The following is a 25,945-nucleotide window of genomic DNA, read 5'->3' as shown; positions in this document are numbered from 1 at the left end:
ATCAAATGGGTTTTATTCGAAGAATGGTATAGGTTATGAAAGGTGGTTTAGCAATGAAGATTCTCATCGTTGGTCATTTTAACGAGACCTCAAAATCAAATATTGCAGAGTATTTTCCGCAAGACTGGAACGTTGTAATTGTCCCGCCCGGACAAGAAATGCTGCATCATATTGAAGATTGCCAGGTACTCATCCCTGAACATATTAAAGTGGATCACAGCCTGCTTGCTAACGCCAAAAAATTAAAATTGGTACAGACGGGTGCTGGATTTGATAATGTCGATGTCCCTGCCTGTACACAGCTCAGCATTTGGGTGGCCAACGCTGCAGGAGTGAATGCACAGGCAGTGGCCGAGCACGTAATGGCACTGATATTATCTTATTATAAAAACATACCGTTTCTTGATACTTTCATGAAAAACAAGATGGATGAAAATCAATTGGACTATACAGGGAGTGAATTAAAGGGCAAAACGATTGGGATTATCGGTTTGGGCGCTATCGGAAAAAAAGTAGCTGCGTTTTGCAGGGTTTTTGATATGAATGTGCTGGCTTATGCGAGAAATGCCATTGCACAATCGGACGATTTTGTGAAAATGACGGATTTCGATACTCTGCTAAGCACATCGGACATAGTCAGTGTACATATACCCTTGAATCAGCAAACCAAACAAATGATCAACAAAGCGGCATTCAAGAAAATGAAGAATACCACTCTTTTTATCAATACAGCCCGCGGCGGGATTGTCAACGAAAGAGACTTGATTGATGCATTAAAAAACGGGGATATTTCAGGCGCATGCCTGGATGTGTTTGAATCTGAACCGCTTCCTATGGATAGTGAGCTCAGGAATCTGAGTAATGTGATACTTACTCCCCATACAGCAGGAATGCCTGATGGTCGCAAATTTCATAAAAAAAGATATGATTTCTTTATCAAGAATATAAAACGTGTAGAAAATGGTGAAGAGCCTGAAAGCAAGCTCAATCAGTTACTATAGTTATGGTGAAATAAATATGAGCTGCCAGTTCATTTTCTTCAAGATCCCTGCTTTACGCCATAGAAACTGGTTAATGAGCATCAGATCTATACAATGGTTTTCGATTCACTGATTCTCCATAACAGACCAATATAGTTCCATATCTGCCCCATCCTCTTGCCAATAGGCTTCTATAATGGGCATAAATCGCTCAGAAAGCTTATTGAAGTAATTTTTTTCTTCCTGCTCGATCCAATGACTCTTTGTAGAGCGCTTGAATGGCTCTACAAAGTCACTTCTTCCAAGGTTATAGCATTGTTGTATCCCCTTGTCTATTTTTTTACAGCAAGAAGAGTTATACCGTTATACTTGGAATATTTACTAAATAAAAATTGCTAAAATGTTATCCGTTCCCCAAATACTTATTGCATTTTGGGCTATACTCTACTCTAAATTGATTAGATAGATGCCTAATCGGGGCAATCGGACCAGATTCTTGTCCATTTCGACAATCGGGACAAGAACTTGTTCCTATAAAATAAAAAAGCCGCTAAATAGCGACTTTCAATGGGACCATGTTATTGTCCCTCGACAGTAATCGTCTACGGGATAATAGTCCGTTTTCAGCCCCTTCAAAGAGCCTTCCACGGCCTAGTGGATATTCGAAACGGCGCTATTCCAACGTCATATTTCATGTATTGAAAGTTCATCAATTTATGCTGTCGGCTTCATGTGAACCAGTAGTATAAGCAAAGTCATACTTAACCCGCGCCTCTACAACTTGAGTGTAATTTTCTCTTCCCCACTGCCTTAGCTCTTTCATCGGCAGAAGCAATGTTTCCCCTAATGTTGTTAGTGAGTACTCAACACTTGGAGGTACTGTAGGAGTAATGTGTCGTTGGACCAATCCATCACGTTCCAGCTTGCGTACCGTCTGGGTAAGCATTTTTTTAGATATCCCCTCAACCCTCCGGAGCATTTCTCCATATCTGATTTTACCGTTTTCCATGGCATATATAACAAGTGCAGTCCACTTGTTAGAGATTATGTCAAGAACCTTGCTATAGCCGCAATTGGATACCGAAATATCAGATTGTTTAGTTGTTGATGAATGTGCCAAATAGTTCCCCTCCTATGCACTATGAAGTTCCCAGGACACTTTAAAGTGCCTACTTATATCATTTTATTTTTTGTATTACTGTATGTCTATACCAGTACTGAGAAGCTTGAACTAGATCTGCCATAGCAAAGATACCGCTTAAGGGCGAATCAGAGTGTTCCAAGAGCAAGTAGATGCGCTCCCGAATGGGGTTACCTTGTACTGGATTACTTCGATAGGTAGGTAAATAAACATGACAAATATTATTAAGATGCATCCCAAGCTATATGTATTGGATAACGGTCGAATGAGCATGGATAAAAATTGGATCATCTCCATGCATAATCCAGCAACAATTAATAATCCGAATGCCCAGACACAATTTGTGGAGTTTCCAATCTATACGGTATTGATTGATCATCCTGAGGGGAAAATCTTGTTTGATACAGCCTGCAACCCAAACTCAATGGGCACTCAAGGGCGCTGGCCACAATCGACTCAACTGTCGTCTCCATGGTTGGCAAGCGAGGAATGTTACCTGCATAACCGTCTGGAGCAGCTTAAGGTTAGACCCGAGGAAATCAAGTATGTCGTTGTCTCCCACTTGCACCTGGACCATGCCGGATGCCTCGAATTGTTCACGAACGCGACCATTATCGTCCATGAGGATGAGTTTAATGGAGCATTGCAGACCTACGCCCGCAATGAAAAAGAAGGGGCCTATGTCTGGGCTGATATTGATGCATGGATCAAAAACCAGCTGCAATGGAGAACGATCAAACCGGGAGAAGACAACTTGGATCTGGTGGATGGTATCAAAATCTTGAATTTCGGAAGCGGTCATGCATGGGGAATGTTAGGTCTTCATATCGAAATGCCAGAAACCGGGGGAATCATACTAGCTTCCGATGCCATCTATACCGCGGAAAGTTTTGGGCCTCCGGTTAAGCCGCCTGGTATTATTTATGATTTGATCGGCTATCGTAACGCAGTAGAGAAAATTCGTACTTTGGCTGCCCGCACGAATTCCCAAGTGTGGTTCGGGCATGATACGGATCAATTCAGAACTTTGAGAAAATCTACTGAAGGATATTATGAATAGCACAACTTTCGCCATACGGACGGAAAATCATCTATGCCACCATTAACCCCGTATGCAGGCTTCGCGCAGCATCGCTCTTTTTGGGCAGTAGCACCATGCTACCGAATGCCGTATGATACCTCTCATTAAACTACCCTTTGAAGTAATTTAAAAGTAGCCGGTCATTCTGGTCGGCTACCATCTTGTTATGATTGAACTGTCGTTCACTGTGGAACACTCTAAGTACGTTTATCATCACATATTCGATCCCGAAAAGAACTTATTTGAGCAATATGATGTTGGGCATGCCACAAAAATCTTTGAATTGCGATATCTAAAGTCATTGTTCCGTGAGTTGGACTCGCAACTAACCTTGCAAAGTCCGTGGGTTTCATTTTGACTAATAACATCTTAAATCTATTATGAAGTGCTTCCAAAAGTAAGATAGATGTCTCAATTGGCGTATCCTTATAATCTATTAATTCTGCCCACAAGTCCTCACGAAATGTCCCTGCAAGTGGTTGTTCTTCGGTTAATCCTCTTTTGAAGCGAATATAAGCGTTCATCTCTGCGTCTGCTAAATGATGAACCACTTGTTGCAAAGTCCAACCCCCAGGTCGGTACGAAGTAGTTAATTGTTCAACATCCAAACCGTCAATGACTTGCCGAAGTTTATTTGGGATCTCATCTATTGATTCAATTAATTGCTTACGCTGTTCTTCGGTAGGATTCTCAACTGCAGTGAAATGGCCGATTGGATAACGCATTGAATCCATGATTGCCCTCCTTTTCCTCATCCTTACGTACATATCCGCTATTTGGGAAGTTAAGTAAACTTCCTGTTATTTTAACGCCTTTAGCAAGCAATAGCTTTGGAAATTCCATCTATACGGGCATTAGCTTACCGCTGTAGGTTTTCTTTTGCTCCTACTAGCCATGTTGTAGAAAGGAATTAAAGAAGTTAGCGTACCTCAAATTATGAAGGGGGCCGGCTTAACCCATGGCGGGTTTTCATTCGAGAAATGATTGAAATATCACATACCAAAACCTACAATTTTTATGTCTACAAACAATTCGATATAGCTCTAAAAATATCCTTTCCAATTATTTGAACTAACCTGCTCGTTAGCTTAAGCTGAAGTACTTTCTCCACCGTCGAATCTGGACGCTTGCTCTTCTTGCGAATGGACTCGACCCAAGTGATAACGACTTCTGCTTCCACCTATTTTCCAGTCTCTTGTACTTTTTAGTAGATTCAGTTGCTGTTTCAAGAATCGGTTTTCTGCCTTAACTTTTTCGAGTTCTGTCGTGTGTTCTGGACCTCTTCCGTAGCTATAATGCTCACCAACTGGTTGCCCTTGCTGCCATTACAAAAACACCTCCAAGATGATCTCCCTATCTTACGACAAGGTTTCATTCTCTTGAAGGTGGATTAACTTCTCTCCAGACTTGAGGCCCACGTTTTAAAGCAATCTAGTATCTCTTCTAAATTTGTTGCTCCCCCTGCACCGTGAAACACTCCATCCCTCACATTAACATGAGGTGTTGGTACACTTTTGCCGATCCATCATTTAATGGCGGCCCTACCGGACGAATCTTAGAGCAGATATGTTTAAAGTATTCGATGATCTTTACTGGCTCATGGGCTTTACACTTTTGGTTGATGGCTTGCCTGAGTCCAAAGAACCCCCTTATAATCGTCCATCATTATCTTGTTCCTCCTGCACAATTCGAGCAATGTGAATGATTAAATATAATAATTCTTCGTTTGATATCGTGATCTCCAGCATATTTTGCACGTAGGTTTTAATCATCTCGGCGCATTTGTATTCAAGCGGATGCTCCTTTACCATGTGCTGGAATATAAAATCTTTCGCCGAATTACCTAGACGCCCTTCTTGTAAACGCTGAATGAAGAATTGCAAATGTGTGACGAGTCTCACATAATGAATGGAATTTTTGTTCAATTGCATATCAAAGCTGTATTGAATCAGGTTAAAAATATCTTTTAACATTTTAACGGATTGCATCGTGCGCTCCATTTTCTTCTCATGTGTTTGGGCATTGACGAAATGAAAGGCGATATTTCCCGCTTCCTCTTCCGTAAGCTCAATGCCAAGTTCTTGATTCAACATGAGGACAGCTTCAACGCCCAGTTCGAATTCGACAGGATGAAACCTCTGGATCTCCCATAACATGCGATTCTGTAATGACACACCTTTTTTCCATCGTTCAATAGCAAACGACAAGTGATCCATAAGCGTAAAAAAGATTTGATCGTCGAGTGACAGCTTTTCTTTCGCATTGGAAATCAGTTTGTTAATGACATTCACATGTGATTCTGGCATGTTTTCGATGGTTCGAACGTAAGCCTGGGCAGACGGATTATTTTGCAGAATGAATCGTTTCTGGATATGCTCTTCATCGAGTTGCTCCCCGACTTTGCCTTTGAATGCCAAACCTTTACCCATGACAATCACTTCTCGCCCCTGTTCATCTTTGGTCAGAAGCAAGCTGTTATTCAATATTTTGATTACTTTCATGCATTCATCACGATCCTTTATTCTTTCGTGACCGCCTGATCCGAATTACCGATACATTTGCCATTCTGCCTGATGACCTGCTGATACCATGAGAAGCTTTTCTTTTTCAACCGCTTCAAGTCTTTCAGATCCTGTTCACCACGGTTTACATAGATCATGCCGTAGCGTTTCCCATAACCCTGATGGGTGCTTACCACGTCAATAACGGACCAAGGGCAATAACCAATCACATCCACCCCATCCGTCAGAGCCAGTCTGATCTGTTCCAGGTGTTTCTCGATAAAATCAATCCGGTACGTATCGTTGACCGTGTGATCTGCTTCCAGTACATCCGGAGCTCCTATGCCATTTTCCGTAATTAAAACCGGGAGACCATATCGTTCATATACTTTACGCAATGTTAACCTAAGACCAACCGGGTCTATGACCCAGCCATATTTCGTTTTTTCCGTATAAGGGTTCTCCGCGGCCCGGTATACTCCCTGCTCGCCAAGCATAATTTGCTGATCACCCGCACGAGCTGTAACATCCGAAGCATCGCCCATACTGGCGGCAATGGTTGCCGTTGAGTAATAATTGATAGCCACCATATCGGGGCGGCCTGCCTTGATGTCATCCATGTCGCCCTGCTCAATAACCGGCTCGATGCCACGTTCCTGTAAATAACTCCAGAATAATGGATTGTACCGTCCCCACACTGATAAGTCGAGAAAACCCCATCCGCGGATCGTCTCCCAGTTATGAGCAGCGATTGCATCTGCTGGTTTGGAGGTTGCCTGGTACATGGAAGTCATGTTTAATGCAGGACCGATCTTACCTTGCGGGAGCATATCATGAAATAACCGCATCGTTCTGCCCTGAGCTACAAACATGTGATGATTTTGTTGATACAGTTCCTTACTGGAAGGCAAACGTCCGCCCTTCGGTGTACCAATGGCACCCGGATGGAGAATCATCGTATTTTGTTCATTAATGGTCAACCAATATTTCACTTTATGCCCGTAATTCTCAAACAAGATACGCCCGTACTCGACAAAAGCATCGATCGTCTCCCGGTTGTTCCATCCTCCAGTTTTCTCAAGCTCGTAGGGTAGGTCGAAATGGTACATGGTTACAATGGGTTCAATGCCATGGAACAGCAATTCGTCAATCAATTGATGATAAAAATCGAGTCCTTTATTATTAACAGCACCTGTGCCTGAGGGCAAAATTCGAGTCCATGCAATCGAAAAACGATACGCTTTAAGGCCCAGCTCTGCAAAAAGCTTCACGTCTTCTCTGAATCGGTGATAGTGGTCGCTCGCAATCGTGAAATCGGCGGTTCCAGCCGGATGATCACACATATCAATCACGGACTGGCCTTTGCCATCTTCGTTCCAGGCTCCCTCCACCTGATAGGCAGAGGTAGAGCCTCCCCACAGAAATTCATTGGGGAATGGTTTGATGTGTTGATATAACATCTCAAGCACTCCTTCAATTTAATGTTGAATAATGACAGATCCGTGTTACCGTCGTTACGAAAGTTGGATAATGGTCGCTCCAACATCCACACGACTCTGCTTCTCCAGCTTTATGTCGGGGAAATGTTCCGAATTGGCGATAATAATCGGGGTTATGACTTCGTAACCTTCCAACTTGATGGCATCGATATCGAAGGTGATCAATAAGTCACCCCGTTTAATCCGATCCCCCACTTTAATGGAAGAGTGGAAATGCCTCCCCTTTAGATTGACCGTATCTACTCCAATATGAATTAATACCTCTTCTCCATCATAACCATTTAATTTGACCGCATGTTTGGAGTCCATGAAAGCCGTAACTTCACCTGATATCGGCGCATACAGTTCTCCTTTTGCAGGAATAATCGCAGCACCCTTACCCAACAATCCCAAAGAGAAAACATCGTCTGGTACACGGTCAAGATGGACCAATTCTCCTTGCATTGGACTGGCGATCGTAAGCGGGCCTGATTCATTTGGGCTCGATACATTCGCATTTGTTGTTGCAGCAGACTGCATGCTTGGGGTGTTGTCTTTAACCAGCTGCTCGGAAAGCGTCTTGTCATCGTTAACGTTGGTATTGCCTTCTTCATCATCGTCCACTGGATCTTCAAAACCAATGATCCATGTCAGAGCAAAGGTAACGATAAAAGCAATCAGACAAGTCACAATGGCATGAACGATGTTCATCGGATTGCTGCCAATGAAGGCCGGCAACGCGGCAAGCCCCGGAGAAACGAAGGCATAACGCACTAATCCGGTCAGACCAGCGTATATCCCTGCTACGCCACCACCAATCATTGCGGCAATCAAGGGTTTCTTCAGTTTCAGTGTTACGCCGTACAAGGATGGTTCCGTGATGCCCAGCACAGCGGTGAAACCGGATGAAGCAGCGAGCTGTTTCAGTTTTTTGTTTTTTGTTTTTAATGCTACAGCAAGCGTTGCTCCACCTTGAGCAATATTGGACGCGAGCATTCCCGGACCATTGATCATTTCATATCCATTTTTGGTCAGTTGACTGGTTGCAATCGGCGTCATCGCCCAAGCAGTACCTGTCACGATCAGGAATGGTTGCAAAGTTCCCATTAACAAAGGTATCAGCCAACTGGCTCTGGCATTAATCGCTTCTGCACCCATTGCAACCAGATCATTCAGGTATGTTCCGAATGGCCCGATTGCCACTAATGCAAGTGGTGCTGTAATCAATAGTACAATCATCGGTTTCGTGAAAAATTTAATCTTGGAAGGCGATACCCGATCCGCGAAACGTTCAATGTAAGACATGAGCCAAACGACAATAATAATCGGCAGCACAGAGCCCGCATAGTCGGTTAGTCGAACCGGAACACCGATGAAAAAAACATCTTTTCCTTCCGCCATCAAAGCGCTCCATCCCGGGTGTAACAACACTCCGGCAACCGTCATCGCCAGAATTGGACTTGTCTCAAACTTGATGGAAGCTCCATAAGCCAGCAGAATGGGCATGAAATAAAACGCTGCGTCCGCAATGGTATTAAGGATATAATAGTTTTGGCTTTCTGTGGTTACAAGGCCTGTCAGCACAAGTACGGCTAATATCGCTTTGATCATGCCCGCGCCTATAATTGCCGGGATTACCGGAGTAAATGTAGTTGAGATCACGCTGATGAATCTGGAAATCCAGCTCTGTTTTTGCTTTGATCCATTATTTTTGCCGGAATCCGATTTGGAGTCCCCGCTACCGGTTGCTGAACCCATCTGTTGAGTGATAACACGATAGACCTGCTGTACCTCATTGCCCACAACAACCTGGTATTGTCCACCATTGTTCACAACGGTAATCACACCTGGGAGTGCTTTGAGTTTTTCAGTCTCTGCTTTTGAGATGTCGTGCAATTCGAATCGGAGTCGGGTTGCGCAATGCGTAAGCCGAGCGATATTGTCTCTCTTTCCCACCAATTCAGTAATCTGTTGTCCTAATTTGCGATAATCCATGTTTTTGCCTCGTTTCTGAATTTAGAAATAAAAAAGACCAAAACGATATGCCTTCCCCTACTCACATAAGGAAAATGCAAAATCATTTTGGTCATGCCTGCTTTACCAGTAACAGCCAAACACTGCTAATATTCAATTCGTTATTGATGTAAACGTTTACTGGATCATAATATCACATAATAATTCAGTTAGCAATCACAGTATTCGTCATTTTTCTACATTTAGAGATGAAGGGTTTAGCATCTCTGCGTCATATGATAGATCTTTTCAAACCTCAGCTCCAGACTTATTTTCATCTTCTTAGATTCATCATAGTACAGTTTCTATCGTTTTTTGCTTGCTGCCCAGATATCAAGCTGTCATAGTTTCTCTGCAATTACGGGCAGTGTCGTCTACTGGATCAAGGTGTTTAGAAGTTCTAGAATTTTAAATAGAAAAAAAGTGTTTTCTCATCTTTATATTTTGAGTTTGAGTACAGCAAAATATCCACAGCACCAAGTTCAAATCTGTTCTTCAAATAAAACGGCAAGCAAGTAAGTTAACAGTCAACAGAAAATCAGACAGCTTCATGTCAAGGGTTGTACTTGCGAACTTGATTGATAATACACCAGAATTTGGAGTAGACGTGAGGATATTTTTACATGTGTACCAACCTCTTATCTATTAGTAAGAAATGCCTACACGAGACTTAATATTAGAGTCATCTTTAATTTGATTGTACGTGAATTCTGCTGTATCCCTCACCGATATTACAGTGCCACCTTCAGGTAGGACATTACGCTCTACACGATACTCACCTACATGATCTCCATCCGGTAAATACGTAGGACACACAATCGTCCACTCCAGTGTTGATTCTTGAAGCAACAAATATACTCGATGATGTTCCTCTGCAGCACGGGTGGATTTACGTCTGGATTCACTGGATTGATATCGCAGAACACTTGGAGAGAGCCTGCTTTGTAAGATACCAGCTGTTCCTATAGTAATGATCCGTTCTATTCCTTCTTTAAGCATTGCATCAATGATCAACGGCATACTTTCGGATAGCGTATTGGTCCCATCCGTGTTCAGTGCACTAATAACGACATTGGCTCCATGGATAGCACGTATAATATCCTCTTGATTCAATACATTTCCTTGAATGATTGTTAAGTTTTTATCATGAGTCTGGCATTTTTCGGGATTACGAACCAGTACAGTTACATGATGTTGATCCTCAATTGCGTTGGCAACGATATGACTTCCGACTCGTCCAGTTGCACCCAATACTAAAATTTGCATAAAAAACTTATCAACCTCCATGTTCTGCAATATGATTTCTTCCACGGCGCATCTGTTGTCTTTTGAATAATTACAATTGTGGCAGGCAACGAATTTACTATAGCAATAATGAGTGCAGTATCTTATAAAAACAAAGAGCCGCTTATTCGCGGCTTGCCTAGAACCATTTTTTGTTTTTTTACTGTCTACTTGACGGGGAGCAGTTCAGACCCTGCTCTTGTTATGTTTCCTTCATTTGTTCCACATTTTTATTTAATTGCACTAATATTTTTCTCAGCACATCCAGTTCCGTATCACTAATATTCGTTAATAGTTCCTTCGCAAAATGCTCTTTTTCCTTTTGTGATGTTTCGATCAATTCTCTTCCGTAATCTGTTAATTGAACCAAAATAATACGATTGTCCTCATCTTTTTTTCTTCGTGATACGATCTTATTGTCTTCAAGTTGTTTGAGATGCCTCGCGATAGCTGCCTTGTCAAGAGTCACTTTCTTTTGTAATTCCCCTTGACTGATTTCAATCTCTTGATATATTAATGCGAGTATTTCGAAGCGAGATTGGCTGATACTGATGTAAGCATCAAATATAGTATTTATGGAGTTGTTTACACGATACATTTCGTATAATAACTTCGACTCCTGTGACCAATCTTTACTCAAAACCATCACATCTTTCATCATAATATTTTACTGCTACGTGTTTGCAATGTATTAGACAATATACAACTTAATTTCTTTTTTTACAAGTCGGTCTCCCTACAGCACTACGAAAACGTGTCGTTCTTTCGTTTTGTTTCCACCCTCTCATCCAAACCTAAAAGCCCTCTCTCCAGTAGAAAGAGGGCTACCATAGAAATATTTCTTCAGTACACTGACAGAGTACCGTCGTAATTTATTACTTGTCCATTGTGGTTTTCATCATCCAAAACAAAGTTAACGATTAATTCCGCAGCTTGAACAGGTGTTTTCACAAAATCTCCTGTCATATTCCCGTTCAAATCTGTCGAAACCGCTCCAGGCATCACGGTGAAAATTTCTACTGGTATATTCTCCTTTTCAAAGCTCATTCCCCATGACTTCGTCATGACATTCAATGGAGCCTTGGATGTTGTATAAGCAAATGCATTGAAAAATGGTAATGGCTCAATAGGTATACTAATATTTTGAATCATGCCCTTGTTGGCAATCAGCAGAGGGAGCAAACCTTTTGAAAGCGCAAAAGGACCGATAAAGTTGACTTCATACGTGGTTTGGAGATCCTCAACGGCAAATTCCCATCCAACTTTATGCATATCGCCTGGAATACCGGCATTGTTCACCAAAAGAGATAACTCTTTGTAATTCTGCGTTATCGTTGTCACTGCCTGATCAATGCTGTGTAAATCAGCCAAGTCTAACAATAGCAAATGCGCATCACCAAATGCTCGAAGGGCAGTTACTGCCGTTTCTCCTCGCCCCTGATCGCGTGCTCCAACCAGAACACGATATCCTTCTTTTAACAACTTTTTTGCGATCTCATATCCAATCCCTTTATTCGCACCAGTTACTAATGCTGTCTTTGTCATCTATTTTTCTCCTTTTCTACGGGCAATCTTAAGTTCACTGCTCCGTAATCCTTATTGTTGATATATCAACGTTGATGCATCAACAGTTTATGATATATTTTCTTTTATGGCAAGCTAATTCTTATATAGTAATTTTTCGGAGGGTGTGCGCCTTAATACCCTTTAGACTAATCTGACGGTTTAGTTGAACAAAGGCAGCCGATTGGCTTCCCGCTTCCTCGTGACCGGGAAAGAGCAGCGATACTTCCGCCCGACTCAGCTCGGGCATGCAAGGCTGCATGTTATGTTCTGCAAGAAAGGAGATCAAACTCGGCATCATCCCCGGCCTTACTTGATGCTCCTTATCGACCTCGGACAGTAAATGGCGGAATGCCTGAAATCCTTTTTTCCTTCTTGTTCGATCTCGATCATCCGTTCAGTAAACCAAACCCGCATAAAATAAATCAGCAGATCCTCTTTGCGTTGATAAAACTTGACAAAAGTGACCTTGGATATTTCAGCACTCTTGCAGATATCCTCAAGCATAACCTGGGTGAACATCCTATCCTTCATTAAGGATAATCCCGCTTGTAGCGTTTACGTTACGTGAACAATATTACTTTAGGGAGAATCAAGATGAAGCGGATAGTTTCTATATCGTGTATCAGCCGATGACTCAAATCAAGAAAGAGCAGACTGAAAAAAACAATTTTTTTTGGATATCACAGGAACGACCGGTCTCCCAGGATTCGATAAGTATATGTATGTGTTCGAAAAAAGGAGCAGCTTGCCAATCGGCAAACTACTCCATGACGTTCTAACCAACGTTTTCTTTATCTTAACCTTAGATGCATTTTGCGTAGGAAATCAGATCGAATATGGAGGCATCCATACGTTGCTGGATTTCGTTAGCTAATTGGAAACGTATGTTTTTTTCGCCATCTTCATTACGTTCGATTTGATTGTTGATTGCAAATACATTTTCAGCAAAAGATTTAGTACCCATCGAGGCTAAAAGGGGCTTCAATGCATAGTCAATTGAAAGCAAGTTCGAAATGGTGCCTCCCACAAAATACGAAGCTACAATTTTATCTTTAAAGCCTTTTTGCGGTAATAAATCAATATAAGCTTTAAGGACGCCAGTATAGGTCGTTTTATAAACCGGACTTGCAACAATGATTCCTGTTGCTTCTTCCACTTTGGCATGTGCGCTTAATATGGGCTTGCTATTGAAATTCGCATGCATCAAGTCAACTGGAGGTAACGATGACACATCAATGATCGCCACTTCGCAGCCCTTTTGCTCCAATTTCAACTTGGCATATTGTATGACTCCGTTTACCCGGGATCTATTGTTGGGGCTTCCAGAAATGATCGCTATTTTACTCATTGTCTGCTTAGCTCCGTTAGTTGTTTTTGAGATGATACGTAAGCTAATGTCATACCATGCTGTGGTGGTAAGCCCAATAGCACTCTTCCGTATAGCTCAAGCCCTGTGGATGCTGTAGTCAGCGCATGATTGGAGCCACCTCTAATGTCGCGGAAGATTTGAGACAAGCGATTGGAATCGGCAATGACACTCCCTCCGCTCTCCGCCATTAGCATGTCTACAGCTTCCCAGCATAACATCGCTGCATAGGTCATATCCGTTTGAAGCTGAGCCAATTCCTTTAGACTGAACCCTTCTGCATTTTGCACGTGATGCTCCATATGATCAATGGCTCGACTGATATGAAGATGAGCGGATTCAACCTTCATGGCCGCAAGCCCTACTTTATACTGAATATGTCCTACTTCCGCTTGAGAATGATGGATAGTCATTGTTATTCCTCTATGAGGCGCTTTTTCAACAAAATACTCGACAGCCCCTCTGGCAAGTCCGAGAATCGCGCTGATTCCGGTTGTAATGCTTGTAATAAGCTGTACATAAGGTCTATATCTGTCACGCCCTTTTAATTCAACAGACAAAGAACTTATTTGTTTCGTGTCCTGGGTGACAACATATTGATCCGGAATAAAGACATTTTTGATTTCCAAACTGTTACTTGCCGACCCTTTTAAACTCATCGTATACCAGTCATCTACAATTGTAACTTCACTCATCGGAACAACGGCTAACATCATCCCCAAATTCCCGCTTTCTTCCATGGACTTTGCGTCATTCAAATTTAACAAAGCATGGGTTGCATGCTTGGAACCTGAACCGAATCCCCAAAAGCCCTCCTCTACCAAATAGCCCCCGTTTACTGGTTTCACTACCGCTTTGCGTGCTGCCAAGACGGAACAAAAACGCACCTCCTCTTCCTGTCCGAAGAGCGAATCTAATACGTGGGGCGGTAAAGATAATGAAGCTGTATAGTTGTTTCCATTTATGATTTGAACGACCCAGCCAACAGAGCCGTTCCCCTTGGCTACCTCGGAAATAATTTCAACCATGGCCCGGATACTAACCTCGTGACCTCCGTACTCTTTTGGTGTGCCAAGTTTAAACAGACCAGCATCCGAAACTTGTTGAATAACCTCTTCAGGAATATGTCTTTCTTCATCAATAATCATTCCGAATTTTTGAAGGTAGGGAACTAGCTCTGTAGCGTTGTTTAGTAATTGCTGTTCAAGTACGGTGAGTTGATGTTCTTTACTTAAGTTAGCCATTCATATATCGCTCCTTGTTTTTAATTATACACGTGTATATTTAAAACGTGTTTGTAGAATAAATAATATGCTGTATAATGAGCGTCATCAACCGATAAAAACGCCAAAATGTCGAAAAACGATACACAGAGAGGAATCTGTCATGGTTAATAAAACAACGGAAGACCTTAGAGTCAGAAGAACCCATAAGCTCCTGCACAATGCTCTATTTGATCTAATGGGAAAACACTCATTTGAACAGATAACAGTGAAGCAAATTTGTGATTTAGCAATGGTGCACCGGACTACGTTCTATACGCATTTTCAGGATAAATTTGATTTACTTTCATGTGCCGTGCGTCAAATTGCCGAGGAAGAATTTAAGAACTTCGCCGAGGTATCCCTTTCTCCATCTGATAATTTTCGGGAATTGTTTTCTATTGCAGCGAAACATAAAACTTTATTTTCACAACTTCTATTTGAAGAAAGAGATTCTTTAAGGAATTTGTTACGGAAAGATATGGGAGCAGGTATGAAGAGGTACTTGGTTGAGCATCGCTCCATTGAAGTAGATTCCATAGAAATACAAATTAAAATAGAGGCTTACATTGGAGCAGTTCTTGGCGTTTTAAATTGGTGGATTAAGAACAACATATCTATGGATGAGGAAGATTTATATAAAAAGATGAATATCTTTTCAGAATGGGATTTCGCGGAATAATCTCGTTTTTTACAAATAATAAGCACGTGAATATAGGGTGCTAATTGGAACCACCCTGCCCAATTAGCTTAACAAAAAGCCGGTCGACTATAGTCGGCTGGCTACTATTTTATTTGGGACTCATGACAAACTAATGCTTCCGGTTGCGTTAAAGAAACCCACATAAAGAACTTAATATGGCCAATATACGCCACACATTAATAAGAAATCTTTTCTATGCCAGATTGAAATTATTAGAATGTTATACATCTTATCTATTGATCAGTGATGAATCACAGTCTATGGATAAATGTGTATATTCAGAAATATTCCTCGTAATTCCTCTCATTTTATACGGACAAATATGTGAATTGTATACTGATAATTTTTATGTAGAGACTAACGAAGGATTTGAATTTCTGAATCCAAAAAGCCGCTAAATTAGCGACTTTTAATGGATACATATTATTGGTCCTTGATATCATTATTGTAAGTACTCCAGTCTGTTTTAAAATTAAGTTAGAATTTTAACAGGTCCAATAAGTCCGCTAGGCTCCTGCTGGGCAAACGATGAAAGAAAATCTCGCTGATCTTTTACCAATGTATTTGTAACTTCGATGGTCATTTTGTTTATCCCCTTCTTAATGAGATCCGTAATCTCAAACCGATAAGGTGGACAGATCCGAACTCCAACATGCTCACCATTTAGCCACACTTCTGCCGTTTCAAATACCTCGCCGAGATCTAAAAGCACTTGAGTCGCCAATTCCTTCCATTCAAATTCCGCTTCATAACGAAATGTTCCGGAGAAGTGAGGTAGATGATCAGGTAAACTCATATTAATTAGTGTACTTAATATGCCCCATTCCACAAAGTGAGGATAGTATTCAGCATTTGAGATAGAAACCGTCCATTCAGCTTCCAGATCCATTGTGTCTTCCCCCTCGATACACAGCGAGCTTACGGCATAACATTCAAGATTCTTTCCGTGAATCAGGATAATGGATTCAAAGGGGTTAAGGACAAGTGATACCCACTTCGAATCCTTCTCTATTGTATTCAAGCTGTTCAAACGGTTAAGAAATGCATCATAGGTATACAATTCACCTTGTACAGGCAAAACAACCTTTGTGTGTATAATTTCAAATGGACTTTCGTTGAAAAACATGAAAACATTCAACTCGTTATGAACATAGTGATAGTTTCGTAGATAAGGTTGAAACGTATCAACTTGAATATCAAAATGTCCTTCTCCGATAAGATCTTGTACCAAGTTGTCCAGGGATAGAACTTTAACGTTCATGTGATTGGCAAGTCGTATAAGGTCATCGGGAACGTCAATACCTTCGCTTGATCGTGCTGGCAGCCCATCAATGAAGCGAATGGCAAGTCCTTGTTCGGCAAACTGGACTAAACGCTGGAGCATCGCTGCAGGAAGAGCTTCTGAATAAGGTACGATCAGGCAGCTGAAATCCTCCTGGGTAACATGCAGTCTGCCGTCGATCACACTGGCCCCTTCCAAAAGAACATCGATAGGAAGAATGTCGCAATCAATTTGACGTTGCATCAAAGCCTTTACGGGCTTATGAAAATACATCGATTTCCCCGCCCATTCAGCTTCCGCATGATACAAGACACCAGCAGATGCCACATGTCTTCCTCCTGAAATCAGGTGACTTATCCGATTCATATATTGATTTAAATACTTATAATAACGATACTGAGGATTTTTCCCACCTGCATACATATGCGGCGGACAGTCCGGATCCGGGAACGATTTTTGAGTAAAGGCATGTGGTACGAAGTAGTTAACACCGCGGACCAGCATATGGTCGGTCAGCCACTTCATCAGCTTCAACCCTTCTGTCCAACCATAGGCTCCATACAATTCGCACATCGTCCGTCCTTGTTTTTTTGGATCAATATGCCCAAGGGATACACCAAGCTTAGCCAGGCCATAGTGGAAGAATTCACTATCTGTCTCCCCTGATGTCGTGCGGAAACTTAATTCATCGAAGCCAGGCACAATCTGCCATAGTACTACATCAATCCCCGACATATCTTGTCCCCAGAGGGAGCGAAAAAAGTGTCCCGCGCCGGGGCCTAATCTTGCATGGACGTTATTATCTTCAAGTACATGTCCGATATATTCGACCCCTCGAGCTCTGCACCAAGCTCCAATTTGATTGCAGAAGTTGTCCGCGTATAGCTTGCTAACGATATTCATATAAGCGTACCGTACGATACTGGATTGTTCACCCACATCCTGCCAAAGTAGATACAGGTGCTTTCTGTAATCCTCACCCAACGCCTGCTCAAGCAAAGCGTGTACTTCATTGCTCCAAGGGAGTAGTACTCCTTGTTTACCGGGTTTCGAATCAAAGTCAAACGTTGTTTTATCATTGTAAAATCCGGGTTCGTCCGAAAAAAATCCAGCAAAGGTCTTCCCGAAGTCTGCCTTGTAACGTTTATAAACAGCCTCATAAACCACATCGAGCAAAATATGAACCGAATCCCGATCTAGCGGGTTCAGATGGTCTTCCTGTGCCTTGCTGCCGCCATCTCTATTTTCCGAAATAATAAACATACGCCAATATCCTTCAGGGATATCCCAATAAAGGGTGCCATTATGCACAAGTTCTGTTATGTCGACACATTCAGGAAGCAATTTTCCATCGGATGGATTTCGGCGAACAGCCACAACGGAAACAAGTTTGTTGTGACCACTTGCGTTTTGTTTAAGGGATACGGTAGGTCGAAGCCCAGTCATGAGCAAAGTATCTAGCAAAAAAGATGCTCCTTGGGCTGGCCCGATCATATCGATATAACGTTCACCCAAAAACATCCGATGAAGCTCTTCAGGCGCTTCTTTCACTTTGCCTGCCGCATGTCCCGTTGGGAAATGATCGTCATCAAGTAACCACACCTTCATGTCACGCTTTCGAGCTTCATCCATAATGATATCCATATCCGACCACCATTTCGGTCCAAGAAAATCAGGATGTGGACGTGCTTCGATGCACACGGCCCCAATGCCTGATTCATATACACGGGCCATCTCTTCCCGAATTACCTGTTCTTCCTCTCCATGCTGCCAAAGAAAAGGAAGGATATAGTTATGTTCCTTACCCTCAAGAACCTCCATTAAACGATTTCTCATGATTCCCTCCTGTTTCGGCTCTATTTCAATCAGATGATGTCTAATAGCCCTAACTGAAACTTATATCCGCCCGTTTCAAATCAGTAGCGGGCGGATATAAGTTTTGATTGATCCATTATTTCTGCACTTTCGTATACCATTCTCTAGCCCGTTTCGTAACCTCTTCGCCACCTGATTTATTCCATTTATCTACAAACTCATCAAATTTGCTGATCGGATATTGTCCCAGAATGATTTTGGTTGCATATTCAACGTAGAGTGTACGATTGTTAATATCCGGGAAACTATCGTATACGCTGGCTGGCATACCGTCTCCAGCAATGACTTTTGCATATTTTTGCGCTTCCTGCATGTTTCGTGTGACCTGATCAATTGCCCATTTACTGTCTTCGGATGAAGTACTATTGAAAAGATCGATAGTAAAATCAAGTGTAGCTAGAGTGGAATAAGGATTAAGAATTTGATTTTCCTGACTGCTCTTATCATCTGGCAGTTTGACGGCTTTGCCATCTTTCATCGTATAATGCATGCCTTCCACGCCTAGGAAGAGATCTTTCCAGTTCTTTTTGTCATACATGTTGTTCAGCAGCTTTAGAGTGGCCATCAGTTTGTTCTCATCCTTATTGTTCTTGATGACCCACTGCGGAGGAGCGAATCTTTTCATGGTGTAGAATCCTTCATAGCCCTCGACTTCCGGTACAGGGAGCACGGTAAAGTTAGCCTTCACGCCCGTGTTGTTGTTTAGATTTTCGAGAACCATATTTCCATGTTCTACCCAGTGAAAATAATTACCTACCTTATCGGACTGAATTTTGCCATCCCACTTATCCTTCGTGTTCAGAAGTGACTCCTTGTCGATTAGTCCTTCCTTGTACAGTTTAGCCGTGAACTCCAAGGCCGATTTCATATTCGGAGTCACCGCGGAATAAGTCAGCTCACCATCATAAATGTCCCACTCGGGATATCCTTCAAACATAGCTACCCCGTACATGGCGAATAGATGATCCATCCATCGTGCTTGCTCCCTGCCTCCAGTTGGTATCTCATCCTTCTGACCATTGCCGTTTGGATCTTGGTCCCGGAAGGCTTCAAGCACTTTTACATACTGGTCTTGGGTCTTTGGCATCGTCAGACCCAGTTTGTCGAGCCAATCCTGGCGGATCATACCAGCGTATCTCCCGTATTCCACGACACCCGGAATATAATAGACTTTCCCCTGACCGGTAGGATCGTTCGCCTTGACTACATCCCACATCTCCTGCGGAATCGCTTCCCATACATGTGGTGCATATTTAGGCAACAGTTCAGTCAGATCGGCAATCGCACCATTTTTAGCCAGACTGTCTTCAATTCCTTGCTGAGGTATGAATAAGTCCGGCATTTCATTAGCGGCGATCTTCAAGTTTAGCTGATTCAGATAGTTGGTGCCCCCGTTCCATTCCACGTATGGATGAATAACACCCACGCCAAGCTTTTCCTTATAAAATTCATATAACTTGCTGCCTTTGGTGATCGGCTTATATCCAATGTTCGTTCCCCATACTTCAATGTCGACAGTACCGTCTTTATTGGTGGAGGAATTCTGACTTGAAGTGGAAGAATCACCAGCAGAGTTACAACCGGTTATCGTACTTATGGCAAGGACACCTGCGGCCAACATTAATCCGATCCTTTTAAAAATCATGTTATTTCCTCCTTTAATCACCGTTAAATTTACAGACGTCCCATGTATCTTCACTAAGATTGTGCTAACCTTTTACGGAGCCGAGCATGGCTCCTTTGACAAAATATTTTTGTAAAAATGGATAAACGATGATGATCGGTACGATGGCAAAAATGACAGTCGCTGCTCTCAATGTCCGCTCGTTGTAGTTAAGGTCAACCGTTGATGCGGCCCCAGCCATCATAACGCTGTCGTCGGTGATGAACTGTCGAATTTTGATCTGAAGCGGAAACCAGTTTGTATCCTGCAGGAAGAAAAGTGGATGCTGGAACTGATTCCACAGCACCACACCGTAGAACAAAGCTAAGGTAGCCATTACGGCCTTGGATAGCGGAAGTACGAAATGAAACAGCATTCGGAAATAGCCGCAACCCTCCAGAAAGGCCGCTTCCTCCAGTTCTTTTGGAAATTGTTTGAAAAAAGTTCTCATGATGATTAAATTAAATGGATTCAGAATATGAGGCAAGATCAAAACCAGTGGATTATCATAAAGACCAATACTTCGGACGGTCAGAAAATATGGCACGATGGGCGCTTTAAAGATCATTGCAATTACAACGCATATCATTATCACGGCCCCCCAGCGGAACTCCGACTTCGACAGCGGGTACGCGAACAAGGCTGTCATCAGAAGTGCCAAAATCGTCCCAATAACTGTGGTTCCAACTGTCAGAAAAAATGATCTCCACAAATCTGGACGATCAATAATATACAGCCAGGAGTCAAATGTAAATTGTTTGGGCCATAGGGTCACCAGATTCATATCCACTGCACTTTTGGAACTAAGTGATGTGGAGATCACGGACAGAAGCGGGATTATGGCCGCAATAGAAAACAAAATGAGAAAAACGGTAACTGCAGTAACAAATACTTTTTCTCCTCTCGCTTCAACCATCTCTACCATAGCCCCCCATCTGACACTTTTTTGGACAATTTATTAAAAACAAACACCAGAATAAGTCCAATTACAGATTGAAATAGCCCGACTGCAGTCGCGAAGCTATACTGCGCTTGCTGAATGCCTGTCCGGAATACATACGTGTCCAAGATATCTCCAACACTGTACGTCATCGGGGTAAGCATGTTAAACACTTGATCGAATCCGAGATCCAGGAAATTCCCGATTTCAAGCAGGAAGAGTACAAGTATAGTAGGTAAAAGAAGCGGAAATGTGATATGACGGATTTGTCTTATCTTGGATGCACCATCGATCATCGCGGATTCGTAGAGTTGTGGGTCAATAGCGCTAATAGCGGCCATATACACCACTGTTCCCCATCCGGCATCTCTCCATATGGACGAAATCGCATAAATGGGCCTGAAGTACGCACTCTCCTGCATGGCTAGCACAGGTTCAAAGCCAAACCACCCGATGATGATGTTGAACAATCCACTCAATGAAAAGAAATCAAACAGAATTCCGCCAACGATAACCCAAGACAAAAAGTGCGGAATGTACAGCGCAGTTTGGATTCCTTTTTTTAGTGCTGATTTTCGAATCTCGTTAATCATTAGCGCAAGTAATACAGGGACGGGAAATACTAGGACAAGTTTGAGAAAGCCTAAAAACAGCGTGTTTCCAAACACACGAACAAAATCAGGATGGTCGATCAGAGCTCTAAAATGCTTGAGACCTACCCACGGGCTATCAACAAACCCTTGAAAAACCGAATAATCCTTAAAAGCGATTACAGCACCGCCCAGCGGAATGAATTTAAATACAATGAGAAAAATGATACCCGGAATGGCCATCACATATAGCGGCCAATACACCTTTATTCGATGAAACGAAAAAACGTTCAACTTATCTCCCCCCTAACATTCTATTTTTGAATCCGCTTACAAATATAACTATACAAGCCGATTACCCCTTACTCAATTGGGCATTTTTAAGTTAAAACATGTGTTTTTTAAGTGAAATAAAAAACCACTCCAATGGGAAGTGGCCATTTCTTTTAATAGCTTGTAAGTTTTTTTCGGTATTCTCTAGGTTTACAACCTGTCAGTTTTTCGAACATCCGCGCAAAATGCTGCGGATCCGAATAACCTATCTCATGGCAAATTTCGTAAATTTTCAAATCGGTCCCCTCCAACAATTCCTTAGCTTTACTAATTCGGATTTGGGTCAAAAAATTCAAATACGTCTCACCTGTCTTTTGTTTGAAATACTGGCTTAGATAATACGGATTGATGAAAAAACGAGCAGCTACTTCAGCAAGGCTGATCGGTTCGTTATAGTGGTCTGTGACATAATCCTTGATTTCCGAAATCATGTCCTTCTTTTTGGGAATATGATGTTCCAGCTTAAAAGCAATAATTCCACGGATGACTTGTACCATCCACGCCTCTAAATACGCGAGAGTCTCGAACCGCGAAATGCCCTCCAAAGACAAAATATGGCGGCCCAACAATTCGTTCTGCTGCAGTTGTTGAATAGACATTTTCCGAATGCTCAATAAAAGAATGTTTAAGCACTGCAGCTGGAGATCTGCAGGACTAATACTGTGTTCATCTTGTATCCGTCCAAAAATCTGATGAATAATGGCTACACATTCTTGTTCATCCATGTTGTCGATCGCGGCTTCCAAGTCGGTGATGATTTCTTCGGGAACAAGTTTACTTCTTTCCGAAAGATTCATGATCTCGGAGAAAGGAATGACGCCCTCTGCTCCCTTAATCAATTTGTAACTTAGTGCATTCCGCGCTTCTTCAAAAGAATGGCTGATTCCCACGGGGCGGTCCTGTACTGTCCCGACTCCAATGATGATGGAAAGCTTCAGTTCGCGAGTCAAGACCTCTTTAAGGCGATGTATCGCGCGAACCAGTTCTGCTAACTCAAATGCAGCACCATGAGTGAGAACCACCGCAACTTGTGCGCCTGAATAACGAAACCGATACACGCCATCATACTTTCTTAAGATCAGATCAATACGTCGAAATACAGGATCAAATCCATACTCCCTCAGAAAATCAACGTTACCATTCATTTCGATCAAGATAGACGCATACCTTGAATTCTTCATAGGAATGTGGTTGACCCGAAGCAGCTCTTCAACAAGTTCCAGGTGATCATTACCTAGATCGAGTACATCTCGCAAGGCATCTTCTTGGATGCGACTATGGAACTCCTGCTTCAAGTTGTCTATTTCCTGTAATTTCATTCTCTCTGAACGGATCTCCTCCATGACCTGACATACACACTCCCGTAGCTCGCATTCTTCAACAGGTTTGTTGATGTAAAAATTCACGCCTAGCTTCATACCTGTTCGAGCGTATTCAAAATCCGCATATCCGCTTAGCAAAATGAACTTGCTCTGAATATCTAGGTCTTTTAACCTTTTGATCATTTCCAATCCATCGGCCTGAGGCATCCGTATATCTGTAATAACAATGTCCGGTTGCCACTTTTGAATAATATTGAACCCATCTATTCCATTGTGAGCTGCTCCAACGACTTCACATTCAGGAATGTATCGGTTTATTATTTTTTTGAGCCCCTCCAAAATTCCCTTCTCGTCATCCACTAAGATGATTTTCATACATGTCACCCTCTCCCACTTTAGAGCTAACTAGACTGAACTTTAAATTTTAGGAATCAATATTTCAACTGTCATTCCGTTCTCGACACCTGGAAAAACAGTGACATAATACTGATCTCCATAGTGAAGTTTGATTCGTTCGGCTATATTTGTCAGACCTAGACCGTTCCCCCGCAATTCATCTGCCTCTTCAAGCTTAAACTTGTTCGAAGTAGTGTTTTCCAGGAGAGAACACAACTCTGTCTGTTTATCTATAGACATCCCGATTCCGTTGTCCGAAATTCGGAACAAAATGTCTCCTTTGACTGTCCAACTCCCTTCGATCTCGATAGTCAACGTCCGGCTGTAGGTTTCAAAACCATGGTTAATGCTATTTTCTACTATAGGCTGAAATACCAAGGGGATCATGCTGCAATCAAGCATTTCATCTGGAATATTGACAACCAATTGGAACATGTTATCGAATCGGATATTCTGAAGTTCCAAATAATTGGCGGTGTACTCCAGTTCATGCTTTACAGAATGATGACTTCTTTCTTTTCCTAAGGTTAACCGAAACATACGAGCCAGAATTTTAATCATTTCTGCAGTTTCATCATCATCCTTCACTATAGCCTTCATACGAATGGATTCAAGGGTGTTGTATAACATATGGGGGTTAATTTGATTTTGAAGAGCAAGAAATTTGGCTTGACGCTGCTTGATCTCCGCAACGTACACATCCTCAATCAAAGTTTTGATTGTGATGATCATTTTATTGTAGCTGTATACCAAACTTCCGATCTCATCGGTGGTCTGATCTTTCTCTATCGGGAGATATTGACCGACTTCTGCTTGCTTCATGCTTCTTCTAAGTGCCTTGATTGGTCTCGTAATTGTATAGCTTAACCAAAGCGAGATCAGGAAGATAATCAGGCAGCCCATCAAGATAACAACTACGGTCAGAGCTTTAATTCGATTGATTTTTTGTAGCAATTTAGAACGTGGGATTTCGGTTTTGATGAACAGTTCTCCCTGGGATGTGACTTCCGTTAAAATAATGTGATCTTTGCTTCCCATACTCCAACGGACATCAGAATCCGTTTTGAGCAATTGCTCCCAGGTTATTTGACCACTGGCTGCGTCAGAATGGTAAACGGTTTCTCTTCGGCTATTGCCTATAATCACACTTATGCCATACTTATCCCGCGCCTGGATGAATTCATGCTCAAGCTGGAGCAATGTGAATGGATCCAAATCAATTAAAAGAATACCGGCATATGCTCCCTTGGAATTATAAAGAACTCTTCCCACCGTCACGACGGCTCCCGCTCCCTTATCCTCATAATAGGAACGATCATGTAAGCCACTTATAAAGAAAGTCTGCTCCCAGTTTCGGAGCTTATTATACCAATCCTGTGATAACAGTGTGTTGTCATCCACTCTGCTTGTTGTATTTGTATATTGGTAAACACTGTTGTCTCGGCTGATCAACATTACAGTGCTGATCTCGGATTTAAGCAATGCAACCCTCATGAGTAGTTGCTGGACGGCTACCCTTTGATTCACAACCTCGTTCATAGGCATATTCGACTCTTCTCCGAGTTTGTAGATCAATTCGTTGTCAATTAGTACTGATTTCGTGATCTTATCATATTCCTTAATAAATTCGTTTAAGGAAGATTTGATTTGTGACGTATACAAAGAAGCAAATTCTTGAGATGAATCTTCAAGCTCCTTAGCGGATCGGTGAAATATGAATGCGCTTACAATTAAAACTGGAATGATACATGCCAGCAGGTAACTTAACATTAACTTATGTTGAAATCTCATATTTTTAATCCAAGTATGTAACTTTCTTATCCAGTTGTTACGATTCATACGTAGCCCTTCCTTTATTGTAATCTTTATTAATATCCTCAGTAATTCCGTTAACTTTACATCCATTTTCTATATCTTGTAAAGAGTTTTCAATGAAAGTAGCGGGAGATTGTATGAGTCCCTCAGCAGTAACTGGACTGCTGAGATACAAAAATCCCCTCCGGTTCCAGTGGCGAGTTCATTGTAACATGACCTCTTTTTTCACTGTCTACCATGAGGGAATAATATCGGCCTCTAGTAAGTACTTTTTGTTTTTATTCTATTCTAAATATAGGCACTAATCTTTGACCCGTATTTTCTCCATATGACGAGAAAATTATCGGATCGTCC

General features: G+C 42.0%; 19 protein-coding genes. 3 read left to right on the top strand and 16 right to left on the bottom strand.

What is annotated here, in order from left to right; all coding sequences use genetic code 11:
* Window positions 1-53 precede the first annotated feature (53 nt).
* Window positions 54-1,001: an NAD(P)-dependent oxidoreductase gene (locus tag ACFTRD_RS12905; RefSeq protein WP_379380365.1), complete on the top strand. Its 948-nt coding sequence runs from the start codon at window positions 54-56 to the stop codon at window positions 999-1,001.
* Window positions 1,002-1,689: 688 nt separating this feature from the next.
* Here the strand turns inward: ACFTRD_RS12905 and ACFTRD_RS12900 are convergent.
* Window positions 1,690-2,100, bottom strand: coding sequence for a winged helix-turn-helix transcriptional regulator (locus ACFTRD_RS12900; RefSeq protein WP_379380363.1), 411 nt, complete (start codon window positions 2,098-2,100; stop codon window positions 1,690-1,692).
* A 232-nt stretch (window positions 2,101-2,332) separates the two neighbouring features.
* Between ACFTRD_RS12900 and ahlS the strand changes: the two genes are divergently transcribed.
* Window positions 2,333-3,181 carry an AhlS family quorum-quenching N-acyl homoserine lactonase gene (gene ahlS, locus ACFTRD_RS12895; RefSeq protein ID WP_379380361.1) on the top strand — a complete coding sequence of 283 codons (849 nt, stop codon included), beginning with the start codon at window positions 2,333-2,335 and terminating at the stop codon, window positions 3,179-3,181.
* A 218-nt stretch (window positions 3,182-3,399) separates the two neighbouring features.
* Here ahlS and ACFTRD_RS12890 read toward each other — a convergent pair whose 3' ends face one another.
* From ACFTRD_RS12890 to ACFTRD_RS12850, 9 genes are all read right to left on the bottom strand, one after another.
* Complete coding sequence (locus tag ACFTRD_RS12890) at window positions 3,400-3,936, bottom strand: YfiT family bacillithiol transferase (RefSeq protein ID WP_379380359.1); 537 nt, start codon at window positions 3,934-3,936, stop codon at window positions 3,400-3,402.
* 915 nt (window positions 3,937-4,851) lie between these two features.
* The gene (locus tag ACFTRD_RS12885) at window positions 4,852-5,703 is read right to left on the bottom strand and encodes a PRD domain-containing protein (protein ID WP_379380357.1); all 852 of its coding nucleotides are present in this window, start codon (window positions 5,701-5,703) and stop codon (window positions 4,852-4,854) included.
* A gap of 17 nt (window positions 5,704-5,720) precedes the next feature.
* On the bottom strand, window positions 5,721-7,163 hold the full coding sequence (locus ACFTRD_RS12880; RefSeq protein WP_379380355.1) for a glycoside hydrolase family 1 protein: 1,443 nt from the start codon (window positions 7,161-7,163) through the stop codon (window positions 5,721-5,723).
* A 54-nt stretch (window positions 7,164-7,217) separates the two neighbouring features.
* Entirely contained in the window at window positions 7,218-9,176 is a 1,959-nt protein-coding gene (locus ACFTRD_RS12875; protein WP_379380353.1) for a beta-glucoside-specific PTS transporter subunit IIABC, read from the bottom strand.
* A gap of 663 nt (window positions 9,177-9,839) precedes the next feature.
* The gene (locus ACFTRD_RS12870) at window positions 9,840-10,460 is read right to left on the bottom strand and encodes an NAD(P)-dependent oxidoreductase (RefSeq protein WP_379380351.1); all 621 of its coding nucleotides are present in this window, start codon (window positions 10,458-10,460) and stop codon (window positions 9,840-9,842) included.
* A 220-nt stretch (window positions 10,461-10,680) separates the two neighbouring features.
* Window positions 10,681-11,139, bottom strand: coding sequence for a MarR family winged helix-turn-helix transcriptional regulator (locus tag ACFTRD_RS12865; protein ID WP_379380349.1), 459 nt, complete (start codon window positions 11,137-11,139; stop codon window positions 10,681-10,683).
* Between the two features lie 182 nt (window positions 11,140-11,321).
* Window positions 11,322-12,023, bottom strand: a complete 702-nt coding sequence (locus tag ACFTRD_RS12860; RefSeq protein ID WP_379380347.1) for an SDR family NAD(P)-dependent oxidoreductase — start codon at window positions 12,021-12,023, stop codon at window positions 11,322-11,324.
* Window positions 12,024-12,846: 823 nt separating this feature from the next.
* Entirely contained in the window at window positions 12,847-13,392 is a 546-nt protein-coding gene (ssuE, locus tag ACFTRD_RS12855; RefSeq protein ID WP_379380345.1) for an NADPH-dependent FMN reductase, read from the bottom strand.
* Window positions 13,389-14,654: an acyl-CoA dehydrogenase family protein gene (locus tag ACFTRD_RS12850; protein ID WP_379380343.1), complete on the bottom strand. Its 1,266-nt coding sequence runs from the start codon at window positions 14,652-14,654 to the stop codon at window positions 13,389-13,391. Before ACFTRD_RS12850 ends, ssuE begins: the two co-directional genes overlap by 4 nt.
* A gap of 142 nt (window positions 14,655-14,796) precedes the next feature.
* Between ACFTRD_RS12850 and ACFTRD_RS12845 the strand changes: the two genes are divergently transcribed.
* Window positions 14,797-15,354, top strand: a complete 558-nt coding sequence (locus ACFTRD_RS12845) for a TetR/AcrR family transcriptional regulator (protein WP_379380341.1) — start codon at window positions 14,797-14,799, stop codon at window positions 15,352-15,354.
* Window positions 15,355-15,847: 493 nt separating this feature from the next.
* Here ACFTRD_RS12845 and ACFTRD_RS12840 read toward each other — a convergent pair whose 3' ends face one another.
* From ACFTRD_RS12840 to ACFTRD_RS12815, 6 genes are all read right to left on the bottom strand, one after another.
* Entirely contained in the window at window positions 15,848-18,493 is a 2,646-nt protein-coding gene (locus ACFTRD_RS12840) for a glycosylhydrolase-like jelly roll fold domain-containing protein (RefSeq protein ID WP_379380339.1), read from the bottom strand.
* 115 nt (window positions 18,494-18,608) lie between these two features.
* Window positions 18,609-20,177 carry a type 2 periplasmic-binding domain-containing protein gene (locus tag ACFTRD_RS12835; RefSeq protein ID WP_379380337.1) on the bottom strand — a complete coding sequence of 523 codons (1,569 nt, stop codon included), beginning with the start codon at window positions 20,175-20,177 and terminating at the stop codon, window positions 18,609-18,611.
* 64 nt (window positions 20,178-20,241) lie between these two features.
* Complete coding sequence (locus ACFTRD_RS12830; protein ID WP_379380335.1) at window positions 20,242-21,111, bottom strand: carbohydrate ABC transporter permease; 870 nt, start codon at window positions 21,109-21,111, stop codon at window positions 20,242-20,244.
* A gap of 2 nt (window positions 21,112-21,113) precedes the next feature.
* A complete protein-coding gene (locus tag ACFTRD_RS12825; RefSeq protein WP_379380333.1) occupies window positions 21,114-22,019 on the bottom strand; it encodes an ABC transporter permease in 906 nt (301 codons plus the stop codon).
* 152 nt (window positions 22,020-22,171) lie between these two features.
* Window positions 22,172-23,755, bottom strand: coding sequence for a response regulator (locus ACFTRD_RS12820; protein WP_379380331.1), 1,584 nt, complete (start codon window positions 23,753-23,755; stop codon window positions 22,172-22,174).
* 42 nt (window positions 23,756-23,797) lie between these two features.
* On the bottom strand, window positions 23,798-25,615 hold the full coding sequence (locus ACFTRD_RS12815; protein WP_379380329.1) for a cache domain-containing sensor histidine kinase: 1,818 nt from the start codon (window positions 25,613-25,615) through the stop codon (window positions 23,798-23,800).
* Between the last annotated feature and the right edge of the window lie 330 nt (window positions 25,616-25,945).

The organism is Paenibacillus sp. NPDC056933 (genome assembly GCF_042674385.1).
GTDB lineage: Bacteria > Bacillota > Bacilli > Paenibacillales > Paenibacillaceae > Paenibacillus.
The sequence above is the reverse complement of the archived record's forward strand: the minus strand, read 5'-3'. Positions and strand labels throughout refer to the sequence as shown.

What these genes read in the sequence shown, in the direction of transcription:
- ACFTRD_RS12905 (WP_379380365.1), top strand. Translation starts at nt 54, where the DNA reads ATGAAGATTCTCATCGTTGGTCATTTTAACGAGACCTCAAAATCAAAT.
- ahlS (WP_379380361.1), top strand. Translation starts at nt 2,333, where the DNA reads ATGACAAATATTATTAAGATGCATCCCAAGCTATATGTATTGGATAAC.
- ACFTRD_RS12890 (WP_379380359.1), bottom strand. Translation starts at nt 3,936, where the DNA reads ATGGATTCAATGCGTTATCCAATCGGCCATTTCACTGCAGTTGAGAAT.
- ACFTRD_RS12885 (WP_379380357.1), bottom strand. Translation starts at nt 5,703, where the DNA reads ATGAAAGTAATCAAAATATTGAATAACAGCTTGCTTCTGACCAAAGAT.
- ACFTRD_RS12880 (WP_379380355.1), bottom strand. Translation starts at nt 7,163, where the DNA reads ATGTTATATCAACACATCAAACCATTCCCCAATGAATTTCTGTGGGGA.
- ACFTRD_RS12875 (WP_379380353.1), bottom strand. Translation starts at nt 9,176, where the DNA reads ATGGATTATCGCAAATTAGGACAACAGATTACTGAATTGGTGGGAAAG.
- ACFTRD_RS12870 (WP_379380351.1), bottom strand. Translation starts at nt 10,460, where the DNA reads ATGCAAATTTTAGTATTGGGTGCAACTGGACGAGTCGGAAGTCATATC.
- ACFTRD_RS12865 (WP_379380349.1), bottom strand. Translation starts at nt 11,139, where the DNA reads ATGATGAAAGATGTGATGGTTTTGAGTAAAGATTGGTCACAGGAGTCG.
- ACFTRD_RS12860 (WP_379380347.1), bottom strand. Translation starts at nt 12,023, where the DNA reads ATGACAAAGACAGCATTAGTAACTGGTGCGAATAAAGGGATTGGATAT.
- ssuE (WP_379380345.1), bottom strand. Translation starts at nt 13,392, where the DNA reads ATGAGTAAAATAGCGATCATTTCTGGAAGCCCCAACAATAGATCCCGG.
- ACFTRD_RS12850 (WP_379380343.1), bottom strand. Translation starts at nt 14,654, where the DNA reads ATGGCTAACTTAAGTAAAGAACATCAACTCACCGTACTTGAACAGCAA.
- ACFTRD_RS12845 (WP_379380341.1), top strand. Translation starts at nt 14,797, where the DNA reads ATGGTTAATAAAACAACGGAAGACCTTAGAGTCAGAAGAACCCATAAG.
- ACFTRD_RS12840 (WP_379380339.1), bottom strand. Translation starts at nt 18,493, where the DNA reads ATGAGAAATCGTTTAATGGAGGTTCTTGAGGGTAAGGAACATAACTAT.
- ACFTRD_RS12835 (WP_379380337.1), bottom strand. Translation starts at nt 20,177, where the DNA reads ATGATTTTTAAAAGGATCGGATTAATGTTGGCCGCAGGTGTCCTTGCC.
- ACFTRD_RS12830 (WP_379380335.1), bottom strand. Translation starts at nt 21,111, where the DNA reads ATGGTTGAAGCGAGAGGAGAAAAAGTATTTGTTACTGCAGTTACCGTT.
- ACFTRD_RS12820 (WP_379380331.1), bottom strand. Translation starts at nt 23,755, where the DNA reads ATGAAAATCATCTTAGTGGATGACGAGAAGGGAATTTTGGAGGGGCTC.
- ACFTRD_RS12815 (WP_379380329.1), bottom strand. Translation starts at nt 25,615, where the DNA reads ATGAATCGTAACAACTGGATAAGAAAGTTACATACTTGGATTAAAAAT.